13 protein-coding genes are annotated in these 14,312 nt (G+C 45.3%); 5 read left to right on the top strand and 8 right to left on the bottom strand.

Annotated elements, in window-relative coordinates:
* The first annotated feature begins 3 nt into the window (after window positions 1-3).
* Window positions 4-1,740: an urease subunit alpha gene (gene ureC / locus QT973_RS03210; RefSeq protein WP_333390594.1), complete on the top strand. Its 1,737-nt coding sequence runs from the start codon at window positions 4-6 to the stop codon at window positions 1,738-1,740.
* 299 nt (window positions 1,741-2,039) lie between these two features.
* On the opposite strand, the gene QT973_RS03205 is transcribed toward ureC, so the two are convergent.
* The 8 genes from QT973_RS03205 to QT973_RS03170 all read right to left on the bottom strand — a co-directional run bounded on the left by QT973_RS03205 (window position 2,040) and on the right by QT973_RS03170 (window position 9,647).
* Window positions 2,040-2,672, bottom strand: a complete 633-nt coding sequence (locus QT973_RS03205; protein WP_333390592.1) for a hypothetical protein — start codon at window positions 2,670-2,672, stop codon at window positions 2,040-2,042.
* A gap of 528 nt (window positions 2,673-3,200) precedes the next feature.
* The gene (crn3, locus tag QT973_RS03200) at window positions 3,201-3,533 is read right to left on the bottom strand and encodes a CRISPR-associated ring nuclease Crn3/Csx3 (RefSeq protein WP_333083735.1); all 333 of its coding nucleotides are present in this window, start codon (window positions 3,531-3,533) and stop codon (window positions 3,201-3,203) included.
* Window positions 3,534-3,585: 52 nt separating this feature from the next.
* Window positions 3,586-4,515 (bottom strand): DUF192 domain-containing protein, encoded by a 930-nt coding sequence (locus QT973_RS03195; protein ID WP_333390590.1) that lies wholly within the window; start codon window positions 4,513-4,515, stop codon window positions 3,586-3,588.
* Window positions 4,516-4,534: 19 nt separating this feature from the next.
* Window positions 4,535-6,385 carry an NAD+ synthase gene (locus tag QT973_RS03190; RefSeq protein WP_333056333.1) on the bottom strand — a complete coding sequence of 617 codons (1,851 nt, stop codon included), beginning with the start codon at window positions 6,383-6,385 and terminating at the stop codon, window positions 4,535-4,537.
* Window positions 6,386-6,472: 87 nt separating this feature from the next.
* Window positions 6,473-6,766: an isochorismate lyase gene (locus QT973_RS03185; RefSeq protein ID WP_333056332.1), complete on the bottom strand. Its 294-nt coding sequence runs from the start codon at window positions 6,764-6,766 to the stop codon at window positions 6,473-6,475.
* Between the two features lie 70 nt (window positions 6,767-6,836).
* Window positions 6,837-7,586 (bottom strand): NrtR DNA-binding winged helix domain-containing protein, encoded by a 750-nt coding sequence (locus QT973_RS03180; RefSeq protein ID WP_333056331.1) that lies wholly within the window; start codon window positions 7,584-7,586, stop codon window positions 6,837-6,839.
* Window positions 7,547-8,146 (bottom strand): nicotinate-nucleotide adenylyltransferase, encoded by a 600-nt coding sequence (locus QT973_RS03175; RefSeq protein ID WP_333056330.1) that lies wholly within the window; start codon window positions 8,144-8,146, stop codon window positions 7,547-7,549. The genes QT973_RS03180 and QT973_RS03175 overlap by 40 nt, the downstream gene beginning before the upstream one ends.
* 76 nt (window positions 8,147-8,222) lie before the next feature.
* Window positions 8,223-9,647 (bottom strand): nicotinate phosphoribosyltransferase, encoded by a 1,425-nt coding sequence (locus tag QT973_RS03170; RefSeq protein ID WP_333056329.1) that lies wholly within the window; start codon window positions 9,645-9,647, stop codon window positions 8,223-8,225.
* A gap of 500 nt (window positions 9,648-10,147) precedes the next feature.
* Between QT973_RS03170 and QT973_RS03165 the strand changes: the two genes are divergently transcribed.
* The 4 genes from QT973_RS03165 to QT973_RS03150 form a co-directional block, all read left to right on the top strand.
* Window positions 10,148-10,297, top strand: a complete 150-nt coding sequence (locus QT973_RS03165) for an isochorismate synthase (protein WP_333056328.1) — start codon at window positions 10,148-10,150, stop codon at window positions 10,295-10,297.
* Between the two features lie 857 nt (window positions 10,298-11,154).
* Window positions 11,155-11,535 (top strand): CVNH domain-containing protein, encoded by a 381-nt coding sequence (locus QT973_RS03160; RefSeq protein ID WP_333056327.1) that lies wholly within the window; start codon window positions 11,155-11,157, stop codon window positions 11,533-11,535.
* Window positions 11,536-11,723: 188 nt separating this feature from the next.
* Window positions 11,724-13,004 (top strand): glycosyltransferase, encoded by a 1,281-nt coding sequence (locus QT973_RS03155; RefSeq protein WP_333056326.1) that lies wholly within the window; start codon window positions 11,724-11,726, stop codon window positions 13,002-13,004.
* Between the two features lie 150 nt (window positions 13,005-13,154).
* Window positions 13,155-14,312: serine/threonine-protein kinase (locus QT973_RS03150; RefSeq protein WP_333211419.1), on the top strand; the 1,158-nt coding region annotated here is incomplete at its 3' end.

Raw genomic sequence — 14,312 nt, 5'->3', positions numbered from 1 at the left:
AATATGAGTTACAGAATGGATCGCCGCGCCTACGCGGAAACCTTCGGGCCGACAACGGGCGATCGCGTCCGGTTAGCCGATACAGAATTATTCATAGAAGTTGAAAAAGACTTCACAACCTACGGGGATGAAGTTAAATTTGGCGGTGGCAAAGTTATTCGCGACGGCATGGGACAGTCGCCTATTTCTAATGCGGACGGCGCTGTTGACACGGTAATTACTAATGCTTTAATATTAGACTGGTGGGGAATTGTTAAAGCAGATGTCGGCATTAAAGACGGCAAAATTTACAAAATTGGTAAAGCCGGAAATCCTTATATTCAAGATAGGGTAGATATTATTATCGGGCCTGGTACTGAAGTAATTGCCGGTGAAGGAATGATTCTCACGGCTGGGGGAATTGACACTCACATTCATTTTATTTGTCCGCAACAAATAGAAGTGGCGATCGCCTCTGGAATCACGACAATGATCGGCGGTGGCACTGGCCCGGCAACGGGTACAAACGCCACAACTTGCACTCCAGGGCCTTGGCATATGTACAGAATGCTGCAAGCTGCTGACGCTTTCCCCGTAAATCTAGGGTTTTTAGGTAAAGGAAATAGCAGTCAACCTCAAGGATTAGTCGAACAAATTTTTGCCGGTGCAATGGGTTTGAAACTCCACGAAGATTGGGGAACTACGCCAGCAACGATCGACACTTGTTTGAGTGTAGCTGACGAGTACGATGTGCAAGTTGCAATTCACACCGACACTCTCAATGAAGCGGGATTTGTGGAAGCTACAATTGCGGCTTTTAAGAATCGAGCTATTCACACTTACCACACTGAAGGTGCTGGCGGCGGACACGCACCGGATATTATTAAAGTCTGTGGTCAAGCTAATGTTTTGCCTTCGTCAACTAACCCGACTCGCCCTTACACTGTCAATACTTTGGAAGAACATTTAGATATGTTGATGGTTTGCCACCATTTGGATCGGGGCATTCCTGAAGATGTGGCTTTTGCTGAATCGAGAATTAGAAGGGAAACTATTGCTGCTGAGGATATTTTGCACGATTTAGGTGCGTTTAGTATGATTTCTTCTGATTCTCAGGCGATGGGAAGAGTGGGAGAGGTGATTATTCGGACTTGGCAAACGGCACATAAAATGAAGGTTCAAAGGGGGAATTTACCCCCCCTAACCCCCCCTTACCAAGGAGGGGAAACAGAGGGAATTAACGATAATTTTCGGGTGAAGCGGTACATTGCGAAATATACAATTAATCCGGCGATTACTCACGGAATTAGTCAGTATGTCGGTTCGGTGGAAGAGGGGAAATTGGCGGATTTGTGTTTGTGGCGGCCGGCTTTTTTTGGGGTGAAACCGGAACTGGTAATTAAAGGAGGGGCGATCGCCTATGGGCAGATGGGAGATGCTAACGCCAGCATTCCGACGCCGCAACCGGTGCATATGCGGCCGATGTTTGGCAGTTTTGGCGGGGCGATTGGGGCGACTTGTCTGACGTTTGTTTCCCAAGCTGCGCGCGATCGAGACATTGCCGCACAGCTCGGTTTGCAAAAGCCCACTGTAGCAGTTTCCGGCACCCGACAAATTAGTAAAAGAGACATGAAACTCAACGATTATTTGCCACAAATGGAAGTCGATCCAGAAACTTATGAAGTCAGGGCGGATGGGGAATTGTTAACTTGCGAACCGGCAACAGTTTTGCCAATGGCCCAGCGGTACTTTTTGTTTTAACTGATATCTTGCACCATTTTCAGCAACAGGCTTTTCGGCCTGTTCCACAACATATAAATTTTCTTGTGGAACAGGCATCTTGCGTCAGCAACAGGCTTTTCGGCCTGTTCCACAACATATAAATTTTCTTGTGGAACAGGCCGAAAAGCCTGTTCAGAAAATGCTAATTGAAAAGGGTGCAATATCTCAGTTTTAACCGATTATACAATCATGTAGGGGCGGGTTTTACCAACAATATTTGCCCAAAACCGACAATCTCAAAAACCTGCCCACACCCAACGCCAAATCTTCATCTTACTTCATTCGGGATGTAATTTATTGTTATAAAAATTGAACGATCGCACTATCAAACCCTGACACAAAAACCAAAAATAAAGTGCAATATTAATCCCGCTCAACAGCTTCGGTATTCCCTCCAGCAAGCTCGAAACAATCTCGTTTTTTAAAGGCAGTGCTTCTGCAAAAAAGGCAACAAATAACAAACCAACGCCACTCAGCAGTAAAGGATAGGGAGTCGAGCGAATTTGTCTCCGAAAAGCTAATCCGTATGCAATTGCCAGCACCGCGTAAAATATGACAATTGTCACTTTCGGAAAACCCGCACGTCCCAGATGAACGTGGGTGCGAAAAACTTCATTGAATAGAAAGCAACCTGCAAACAGTGCCGAATATAAAATAAATCGATTTTCTGGGCGATCGGGTTGAATAATTCTCAGCAATCCAAAGGTAAAAGCGCACACCATTACCGATAAATAAAATAACATTTGAAACGCCAAGAAAAAGAAACCTGCACCCGGATACGTGGCAGAGCAAGGCGGCAAAAATAACCCTTTTACCGACGAAGAACCGAATAAGCTCAGACACGCCGTCACTAACCCAACTAGCACTAAAGTTAGACTATTGAACAACAATACAGTTCTGTAATTTGCCATAATTAATAAGTAAAAGCTAACAACAGTATATTGCGCGTCAAACCATTTTTTGCTAGGGCTTGTGCACGGGGGTTCAGAAACCGGGTTTTTTCCGAAAATACTCGGTTGTGACCCGCAGATTCGCTAAAAAACCCGGTTTCTCTGCCGGAGTTCGTAAGTCCCATCGTGTTCTTTGAGTAAAGGTGAGATATTAGGTTTCCTAGGTGTTATAGGGAGTTGTAGAAAAGATATCTACTCCCGGTGCCACTACCTAATCCACAAATATGGAACCTGCACGGTTAGAGAATTTATCTCTCCTGCTATTTATATCAATTCCTCCCACAGCAATTCAGCAGCGATGGGCATTCATAGCTGGATAGTTGGGTGCACAAAAGTCCGAACTATTGACCCGAAACGCTCTAATTTAATCGCGACTCTTCTGGATTTGTGGTGGAAACAGTAGTGTTAGCGTGTCGCTAACGCAGGTAATATGTCCCCACCACCGGAAGTTTTATTTTTATTTATTATTACCTAAAACTCAGGAGAGTCTTAATCGCTTGGTAAACTCAATTTTAATACCTGTCCAACTGATACCTCGTGCTTGTGCGTCGCTACTACCACCGCACCTTCTAATCGCGGATCGTAACATCCAACCCAAGCCGCCGGATGACATTCGTGCACTAAATACCCGTACAGCCAAATTGCTCCTCTACCTTCAATGACAATTCCTTGGCTTAATTGAACGTCTTGAGGAAGTTTCAAACCTTGTAAATCATCGGGTGTGATGATACCGTCTTGAGTGGTAATTCGCAAGCGCAAATGTTGGTAAGCTAAACCGTCTTGAGTTTGATGGGGGATTATTTTTAATTCAATAGGATTCATAGGATTCATAGGATGCAAAAATGTTGAAGGATGCGAGAAAATCATATACCTTTTAGGGTAAATTGGGAATCCGATCGCCAATTTTGAGTCCCAATTGGGCCGCCCTTCCGCCTCTGAGTTCAATAACTCCGTCAACGGGAACATCCGGGCCGTAGTTGGGGCAGGTTTCGCTCAAACACGGCGGTACGTTAGGAATTATCGCCTGCACGACGCCTTCCCGCAGAAAAACCATATCGAGCTCAATAAACACGTTTTTCATCCAGAAACGCACGTTTCGCGCGGGTTCGATCGGGAAAAGCATTCCCCTGTCGTCTGGTAATTCTGTGCGAAACATTAAACCTGTCGCTTGTTCTTGGGGAGTTTGCGCCACTTCCAGTCCGATCGCGCGATCGGCTATAATCGTGTTAACAGAAATTGGCAAAAGCTGACCCCTATCTAGTCCGCCAAACAGCGACATAAAGTTGGATTCTGTCAGATTAGAATTTCCCAAAACAACTCCTAAATAATCACCAGAGTTTTTATCTTTCATAATAGTTTGGTTGTTGGAAACAGAAAGCTCTAAATCGCTAAACTTCATGCCTTCTGTCAAGACAATTTTATCATTGCCGTTGCCAAAATCGGTAATTATATCGGCTTCACTAATAGTAGATGCGGCGGCGGTTTTTTCCATCACAAATAAATCCTCCCCCGCGCCTCCTGTCAAGAGATCCCTGCCTTCGCCTCCTATTAGCAAATCCTGACCCCGATCGCCAAAAATCCAATCGGAGTCTTGTCCTCCATAGATTGTATCGCTTCCTTGCCCGCCAGACAGCGTATCAGCGCCTTCATTTCCTGCTAGCAAGTCATTTTCCCGATCGCCAAAAATTCGGTCGTTTCCCCCCAAACCTTGAATAGTATCATTACCCGCAAATCCTCTAATCGTATCGTTGCTGAGAGTTCCCGCGAGAAAATCGAAGCCAAAAGTACCGTCGATGTTAACCATTTTGCGTTTAAGGATGGGTTTAATAGAAGGAAGATTTGGCGATCGGCATCCGCCAACCGGTACCAAAAGCTCGATCGCTAATTTTCAAACCTGGGGCTGCTTGCCGCCGCTTAAACTCCGCTTGCCTGACTAATTTTACTACACGTTTAACCACGGCTTCATCGTGTCCAGCAGCGACAATTTGTTGAACCGATTCGTGATGTTCGATCGACCGCTGCAAGATGTCATCCAAAACATCGTAATCCGGCAAAGAATCTTGGTCAATTTGTCCAGGCTTCAGTTCAGCACTAGGCGGTTTAGTAATAATATTAACCGGAATAATTTCCTTTCCCTGGGGCGGGTACGGGGGTGGGTAGGGAGAGGGCGGGCACGGGGGCACCGCCCCTACATATCCGCCAGAATTCAGCCACCTACAAAGCGAATAAACGCGAGTTTTCGGCACATCGGAAATCACCGCCAATCCCCCATTCATATCGCCGTAGAGGGTGCAGTAACCCACCGCCATTTCCGACTTATTGCCAGTCGAAAGTAGCAAATGTCCGAACTTATTAGAAATTGCCATCAACAGATTGCCTCGAATCCGCGATTGAATATTTTCCTCAGCAATGCCGAAAGTTGTGTTGACAAACAAATCGGCGAGAGTGCGATCGTAAGTTTTCATCAAATCGTCGATCGACAACATTTCGATCGCGATGCCCAGATTTCGGGCTAATTCCAAAGCATCATTAACCGAATGATCCGAACTATAAGGAGAAGGCATCAACACCCCTAGAACATTTTCGGGCCCGATCGCGCAACTGGCGATCGCAGCCACCAAAGCCGAATCTATCCCGCCACTCAAACCGAGTACAACCTTAGAAAAACCGCACTTGCGGACATAATCTCGCACTCCCAAAACCAAAGCAGCCCAAATTTCGGCATCTCCAACCGCCGGATAAAAACTCAAATCAGTTGTGGAACGGGCATCTTGCCCGTTCCCGCTGCCAACGCCACTGCCGATCGAACCTAGTTTTTGTCGTCCTTCACCTAATCCCAAATCAGTTGTGGAACGGGCATCTTGCCCGTTCCCGCTGGCAACTAAATCTTGTTTAGCTGCATCATATTCCAGCACCGCAAAATCCGTTTCAAAAGAAGCTAATACCTGAATTAAATCACCCTTTCGATTCACAGCAAAACTGCTGCCGTCAAAAATAATATCGTCATTTCCTCCTATTTGATTAGCATAAATAATCGGTATCCCGCAGCGGATGACGCTGTGCTGCAACATAGCCGATCGCACTCCCCGCTTCAGAGCAGAATAAGGCGATGCCGACAAATTCACCACTAAATCTACACCCAATTTTGCCAAATCGGAAACAGGATCGCCCGCGTAACTGCGTTTACCCCAAAACTCCTCATTGTTCCACAAATCTTCACAGATTGTCACGCCGATTTTGACTTCGCCAATAGAAAAGTAATTGCTGTTTTCTCCCGGTTCAAAATATCTATCTTCATCAAATACATCATAAGTAGGCAACAAGCGTTTATGAAAAACTTGTTTGACCACGCCATTTTGCAACAAAACAGCGCTATTAAACAATGATTTTCCGCCTAGTTGAACAGCATTAGCATTAGGTAAGGCAGTGCCTGCTATGACTGCCAACTCCGGCGGCAAAGCTTGCGCCAGTTGCAGCAACTGTGCACCTGCATCTGCAATGAAACTCGGATTGATTAACAAATCGCGCGGCGGATAACCGATCAGGGAAAGTTCCGGTGTTAGCAATAAGTTTGCGCCCTCAACCTCAGCTTTTTTCGCAGCCTCCAGAATTAGGTTGGAGTTGCCCAAGATATCACCAATAGTAGGGTTGAGTTGTGCGATCGCAATTTTCATCTCACCAAATCACCTAATAAATATTGCTAACAGTCCGCCCGCGCGGACTCACTTTCCTATAGTCCTAGATTTGAATGTAGCGAAAGATTACTTGGATTTGTAATGTTTCAACTCTTCCTCAATATAATAATTTACCAAATCCCGGTAAATATTTTCAACCACATCAGGATTCAAACCCGATTGTTGAGCCCACTCGCGCCGCTGCTGTAACATATCGTGAAAGCGATCGAACGATTTAACGCTAGCTTCACTCGTTTTGAACCTTGCTGCAGCGATGACGTATTGAAATCTCTTGCTCAAAGCCTCGATCACTTCTCGATCGATGATATCAATTTCCTCCCGAACTTCGTGAATATTAGCGCATTCATCTGGATCTTTCATAGTCCGTACTCCTTAATAGCTTCTATTCTCATGTTACTAAATTGCTCCCCGAATGTCATCCAATAAACAGCTAGATAAACACCAGAGGCTTATTTTTGAAAGGAGCAAAAGCGGTCGCATCAAAGCGGTACAAACTAGCAGGGCGGCCCGCCCCGCGCGAAACCTTAACACCGGTATCGCACAAAAAACCCAATTTCAACAATCGAGCTCTAAAATTAGAATAATCAGAAAAATTTTCCCCCAAAATAGTTGTATAAAGTTGATACAAATCGCTCAAAGTAAAAAGTTCCGGCAACACTTCAAAAGCTACCGGGCTGTATTCAAGTTTGTTACGCAGTCGCCGATATCCGTATTCGAGAATTTGATTGTGATCGAAGGCCAGCTTAGGAACTTGTTGCACGGGATACCAAGCAATGCCGCCGACGCGGTGGCCCACACCCGCGACTACACTCCCAGCAATTAACTCAGCTTCCTCAAAACGAACCAAAGCAAAATAACTCACCGAAAGATAGCGATTGCCCCTGGTAATTTCCCGAGGATCGCGCCCCGGTTCTCCGAAAGTATACAATTGCTCCAGATACAAATTTTTTACCCGAATTTTCTCAGACAAAATCCGGTAAGCCGCATTTTCAAGAGACTCTCCGTGTCGCACCAAAGTACCGGGAAGACTCCAAGAATCGATAAACGGTTCGTCTGGCCGCATTAGCAACAGCACCAACAAGCGGTTCTGCACGGTATCGACGGAAAAAATAACATTATCTACTCCTACTTTAAAGTCAGCTAATGAGCAACCCTCGCTCTTGTTTGTGCCTCGTGCCATGCGTACAAATGCTCCCTATGGATGTAATCTTCGATGGTGGGAGTCAGAGCTTCCCTGTCTCCTTTTTCCCGATAGGAAGTAGAAGAAACATTGGGAGCACTCAAAGATGCGATCGCCACCTCTGCACCCATGCGCCTCAACTGCCACAAATCTAATTGTTCTGATGGATAACCGGGTCGCGGTACTATCAGCAAGTCCACTTGTTTTAACAATTGTTCAAATTTGTACCAGCGAGACAGTTGCCCCACCAAGTCCGAACCTATTACCAGCGTCAAATCTGCATTCGGCCACAGCAATTTTGCTTGTTCCACAGTTTCCACAGTCCTCGGACTGCTGAGTTCTGGATGCAAGCAAAGATTGTGTCTGGGCGAATTAATTTCTTGAATCATTAACAGCAGCATTGCCGATCGGTGTTCTAGAGAAGTTTGGTGCGACTTAAAAGGATTGTCCGACGCCCAAACTGCTACCCAATCAAAATGTTGCGAAAGCCAACTCAGAATTGTTTTATGTCCCGCTGTTGGTGGATCGGCACTGGTTCCAAAAAGAGCAATCTTCTGCATAGGGAATCGGTAATTGTTGACTGTTGACTGTTGACTGTTGACTGTTGACTGTTGACTGTTGACTTCAATCTAAAATCTAAAATCTAAAATCTAAAATCGATTGACTCTTTTTCGTTTTTTCGGTGAGACTCTGCAAATCTGTAGAAATTTCCACTGACGGCGAAATCGGGTTGTCAAGTTGACGAGTTTCGGGTCGAAGACTGGCGACAGAAGCAGCAGTGCGTTTGGCGATATCCTCCAAACTTTCCTGGTTCTTGACTCGTTTTCCCTCCTTGAAAACCAACTCCATTAATGGTAAGTAAGAATCGCAATTGTGAATAGTTTCTCCCGACAATCCTAAACAATCTCCGAGAATTTGCCCATTTTCAATATGTCTAAAAATTTGCTTTCTTCCTGGATATGTTACCTTGCCGCTTGCCTCTTTCATCACCGGAATTCCGTCAATTTCCACCAACTTATAAACACCGTTGACAGGGGAACCGCTGACTAACTTGGTTCCCAAACCGTAACCGTCAATGCAAGCACCGCTACTTTTTAATTTAGCAATTTCTCGATCGTCCAAATCGCCACTAGCAAAAATTGGAACCCCAGGCAGGATCGATCGAACTTCCCGCGACAGCACCGCCAAATCGCCCGAATCCAGCCGCACGCCTTCCAACTGCATTTCACCGCTGTTTACTCGATCGGCCAACATCCGCGCCGCCCCCACAGTATCATAAGTATCGATCAGCAGTGGCGCCCCCGGAAAATAGCGGTGAAAAGCTGCAAACGCCTGATTCTCGCTGCCTTCGAGGGCGGCAACAGCCATTACCAAAGCATGGGCGATCGTACCGACAGGTTTGCGGCCCAACTTCAAAGCAGCCAAAACATTAGAAGTTCCGTCGAATCCCGCAGCCAGAGCAGCCCTAGCCGCCCAAACAGCAGCTTGAGGCCCAAAAGCCCTGCGCGTCCCGAATTCCAGCAACTTAGCCTCCGGGCCCGCCACATCCCGCAGCCGCGCTGCCCGCGTCGCAATCAAAGTTTGATAATTTATGGCATTCAATAAATAAGTTTCCACTAACTGAGCCTGCCACAGAGGAGCCTCAATTCGCAGCAGTGGCTCATTGGCAAAAACCGCCGTCCCCTCCGGCACCGCCCAAACATCGCCAGTAAAACGGGCTGTGGCGAGTAAAGTCCAAAATCGTTCCGGGGCGCCGGCAAAAATCCCAGTGGACTGCAAAGCCTCAATTTGCGACTGAGAAAACCGAAATTTCTCCAAATAATCGATAACTTGAGCCAAACCCATCGCGATCGCGTAGCCAAAACCTTCTGGCAGCCTGCGCGCGAACAACTCAAAACTCGCGGCCCGCCCGTCGAGCCCTTCCCCGACGTAACAAGCGGCCATCGTTAGCTGGTAGAGATCGGTCAAAAGGCTGTAATCTGCTGAAGAAACCGTTAGTTCCTGGTCTTCTAAGATTTCTTCAAAACCTGTGAGCTGCAGGCTTTCTGTGGTAGTTTTCATAAAAAAAACCCCGGACAAACTTCTTTTTCTTAATTATAGTGACAAACACCATATCTTTTTGTAAATATTTGATGAAGATTGCAGATATTTGTCGGATAAATTCGCTTATAATGCCCTTTGATAGCGGATCTCGGTTAATTTGTACATTAATATTATGGTAAATTCAATATAAATATTGAATTTAACAAACTCAGAATTAAGCACAAACACTCAAGCGTTCCGGGTTTTTTGCGAAAATATTTCGTTGCAGCCTTTGAATAGAGTTAGAAAACCCGGTTTCTGACCGTCGGGAGGGCGATCGCGAGTGCTGGAGTTGAGCGAGGAAATAATCTACCAGCAAAAGGTCGATCGTCCAAAAATGCGTAATTTCTTAAACCTTCAGCTTGCTTTATTGTTGCAGACCAATAAGTAATTCAAATAAATATTGCTAAACTCATCCACAGCCCAAAAATCAGAGTAATATTAAAAGTATCAGAACTCAGACAAGAGAGGCAGATTCTATGAATCTTTCTAAATCTTTGGCAAACGCGATGCGTTACGTTTCGGAAGCAGCGGTGCGGATTTTTAGCCCCAGCGATGACAACTATCCCAATAGTGGAGTTCAACCTTTTGAGGGTAAGCTCTCCAAAAGTGCTAAATCCAAAGAATGAACAGCCATTCCCACCGTTTCTAGCGAGTTCGGCACAGGCATTCAGTTTAACAGTCAACGGTTAACAATTAACTGTTGACTGTTAACTTTTGAGTTTTGATTTTGACCGAAAGCATCCAGGATACCCGCCACGTGATTCATTCCTTCGCAGACTCAGGACGGAGAAATCAAAAACCTGTATCCGATGAAGCTTGCCGAACGTATTTATCTCGCGCAAGTCAATGCTTCAATCTAAAATCTAAAATCTAAAATCTAAAATCGATTGACTGTTAATAGTAATTGTATGTGCGGTTTCCCTTCGTTCTACCCAAGCTACAATTACCAATCACCAATTACACTGAACTTCCCCAATTTACCAAACAAAGGCATATTCAGTGTAGAGTAAGCTTTTTAAAGATTTTGGCGCCCGGTTTACTGCGTATAAATCAGAGAAACACCAAGCAAATCTAGAGCCTTTTGTTGCACTGGGGTTGGTTTAGTAATCTTATCAAAAACAAAACTAGCACCCTTAATAGTTGATTGAATTTGATTGTGAGCTAGAGTACCCAAATCCGCTAGTAACTAACCTTTAGTTGAGGAGATAACCTGAACTTTTGGCTAGGTATCGCAGAGCGCATACAAATATATACTGGTAACACTCTCTGGCAATGACTAAAGCCTGCGTGCCATGCCTGAGTTTCTCCAAGCGATCGCAGCCTATGTTTGAGGGAAACACCTAGCCAAAAGTTGAGGATTTTATCTCACAGATTCTGAGTCGCAAGCTGACTATTTGGCTAAGTTAATACTCAACTAAAAGCTAGAAGCTTTTTAGGGTTATTATCTTAGGCTGAAAATAGTAAATCAACCAGAAAAAAGACCATGAACTTAATTAAAGTGTCGGGATTATCGGCTTCAATCGTACTATCGTTATCCATCTTTCAGCAGCCGACTCATGCTCAAAAAGCAAGTACCTTTGCTACCAGTTGCACGGACATTTCAATCAATGGCGCTCAATTATCAGCAACTTGTAACAAAAAAAATGGTACCAGTCAGCGCACTTCCATTACCATTAAAGGCGTTCATAATCAAAATGGACAACTCGTGCAAGGTAATCTTAATGAACAAAGTACGTTCAACCGAACTTGCACAGGCATCAGCATAAAGGGAGACGAACTGTCTGCCAATTGCCGCGGTGGAAATCAGCCATCTTCTGTCACATTACTAGGAATTGATAATAACGATGGCAACCTAACCTATTAGTTAGTGTAGTTGGGCGATCGCTTACTCAGTCTGGTTGTATAGCCGATCGAGGAACGCCCCAAAACTTCCTCCCTCACAGCAGTAATCTATAACCAAAAAGTGCGATCGCCCCCACGCCCCAACCCCCCAACACAAACCACTCACCCCACTGCAATAAAAAAAGTTTAACCTCAAAGGAGCCTTTACTGATGACTCACTTCGGCATTCTCTGTCCGGGATTCAACAGCCACCTCAACACTATGATACCTTTGGGCTGCGAACTGCTTCGTCGCGGTCATCGAGTTACTGTATTTAACTTCCCTGATGCTAAAGCCACAACTCTAGCCAGTGGATTAGAATTCCAGTCATTAGCTGAAGATGAGTTTCCCCTAGGAACAAATGCAGAAACTTTGAGCCAACAGGGGAAGCTCAGCGGACTGGCTGCCTTTCGATCTTCTATTAAAACTTTTACCCAGATTTCGGCTGCTATTTTCAGAGAGGCTCCAAGCGCCATTAAAAAAGCAGGTGTAGAAGCTTTGCTTGTAGACCAAGTTTCGCTCGAAGGAGGAACGATCGCGGATTTTCTCAACCTTCCTTTTATAACAGTTTGCAGTGCCTTAGCCGTCAACCGAGAACCCAACATTCCTCCCTTTTGTACCCTTTGGCCGTACACTCCAACTTGGGGAGCACGTTTACGCAATCAAATTAGCTATCAGTTACTCAGTTTGGTTGTTAAACCGCTTCGAGGACCGATAGCCGAGTATCGCCGAAAGTGGAAATTACCTGTCTACTCTCACCCGAATGACTTTTACTCTAAACTCGCTCAAATCAGCCAACAACCCGCAGAATTTGATTTTCCCAGGCAAGATTTACCTGCACACTTCCATTTCACTGGCCCTTATGACAACAGATCCACGCGCAAACCAGTCCCTTTTCCTTTTGATAAATTAACTGGCAAACCATTGATTTATGCTTCGATGGGAACTGTGCAAAATCGCTTGCTGGATGTTTTTCAAATAATCGCCTCTGCTTGTGAAGGATTAGACGCTCAATTGGTAATATCTCTCGGAGGTGGTGCGACTCCCGAATCTTTGCCGCCCTTGCTGGGAAATCCGATCGTTGTTGGCTATGCACCACAATTAGAATTGCTGCAAAAAGCCACTCTCACGATTACTCATGCCGGGATGAATACGACTTTGGAATCTTTGAGCAATGGAGTCCCAATGGTGGCAATTCCTGTGGCGAATGATCAGCCGGGAGTGGCAGCGCGGATTGCTTATACGGGTGTTGGCGAAGTGGTTCCTTTGAAGGAATTGAGCGTTTCTAAAGTCCGATCGGCAATTGTGAAAGTCCTAACCCAAGATTCGTATAAACAAAGGGCGATCGAGATGCAAGAGGCGATCGGGCGATCGGGCGGAACTAAGCGCGCCGCTGATATTATCGAACAAGCTGTATTGACTGGGAAGCCTGTCTTGGCTTCTAAAATCTAAAATCTCAGATGTGGAGTCAAATCTAAAATCTAAAATCTAAAATCTAAAATCTAAAATCTAAAATCTAAAATCGACTGATGGCTCACGCCCCTCTGGTGTGAGGAGCAAATTTATGCTATGTTCGACTGCAAAGTTGACTGCAGGCTGAATATGCTCACTTTTCCTGGCGTTGAAGTCACAGAGCTTATCTACGAAAGCGCAAACTCGCTGGTTTACCGAGGATTCCGACAACCCGACAGTCTCCCCGTCATCCTCAAAGTCCTCAAAGAAAATTATCCCACACCCCAAGAACTCGCCCGCTATCGCACAGAGTATAAAATTACACAATCTCTGAATCTGAGTGGCTGTATAAAAGCCTATGATTTGCAGCCATATCAAAACACGCTGGTAATGTTTGTTGAGGATTTTGGCGGCGAATCCTTGAAAATTTGGATGCAGCAGCAAAAATTTAGTATTGCAGAATTCTTGCGAATTGCGATCGCCACAACAGAAAGTTTACAACAAATTCACAGCGCCCACATCATTCACAAAGACATTAACCCTTCAAATATTGTCTTCAATCCAGCCAGCGGCGAACTCAAAATTATCGATTTTGGCATTTCCACGCAGTTAACGCGCGAGAATTACACCATCAAAAATCCCAACATTTTAGAGGGAACTCTTGCTTATATGTCGCCGGAACAAACCGGCAGAATGAACCGCAGTTTAGATTACCGCACGGATTTTTATTCCCTGGGGGCTACCTTTTACGAACTGCTGACAAACAAATTGCCTTTTGACACCAATGATGTGCTGGAATTGGTACACAGTCATCTCGCTAAACAGCCCTTATCTCCATCTCAGGTGAATCCCGAAATTCCGCAAATTGTTTCCGATATTGTGATGAAGTTGATGGGGAAAAATTCTGAGGAGCGGTATCAAAGTGCGATCGGAATTAAACTCGATTTAGAAGAATGTTTAAATCAACTGCACACTCATAACAATATATCAGTTTTTACCCTAGGATGTCAAGATATTTATGACCGTTTTCAAATCCCGCAAAAACTTTACGGCAGAGAGCGAGAAATTGATAGTTTACTAACAGCTTTTGAAACAGTCAGCAGTCACAGGCAAGATGCCTGTGCCACCAGCAGTCACAGGCAAGATGCCTGTGCCACCAGCAGTCACAGGCAAGATGCCTGTGCCACCAGCAGTCACAGGCAAGATGCCTGTGCCACAAGTGGACATGGGGAAGATGCCTGTGCCACCAGCAGTCACAGGCAAGATGCCTGTGCCACCAGCAGTCACAGGCAAGATGCCTGTGCCACA

The organism is Microcoleus sp. Z1_A1, assembly GCF_036700305.1.
Taxonomy (GTDB): Bacteria; Cyanobacteriota; Cyanobacteriia; order Cyanobacteriales; family Microcoleaceae; genus Microcoleus.
This window is presented reverse-complemented; position numbering and strand designations above follow the sequence as displayed.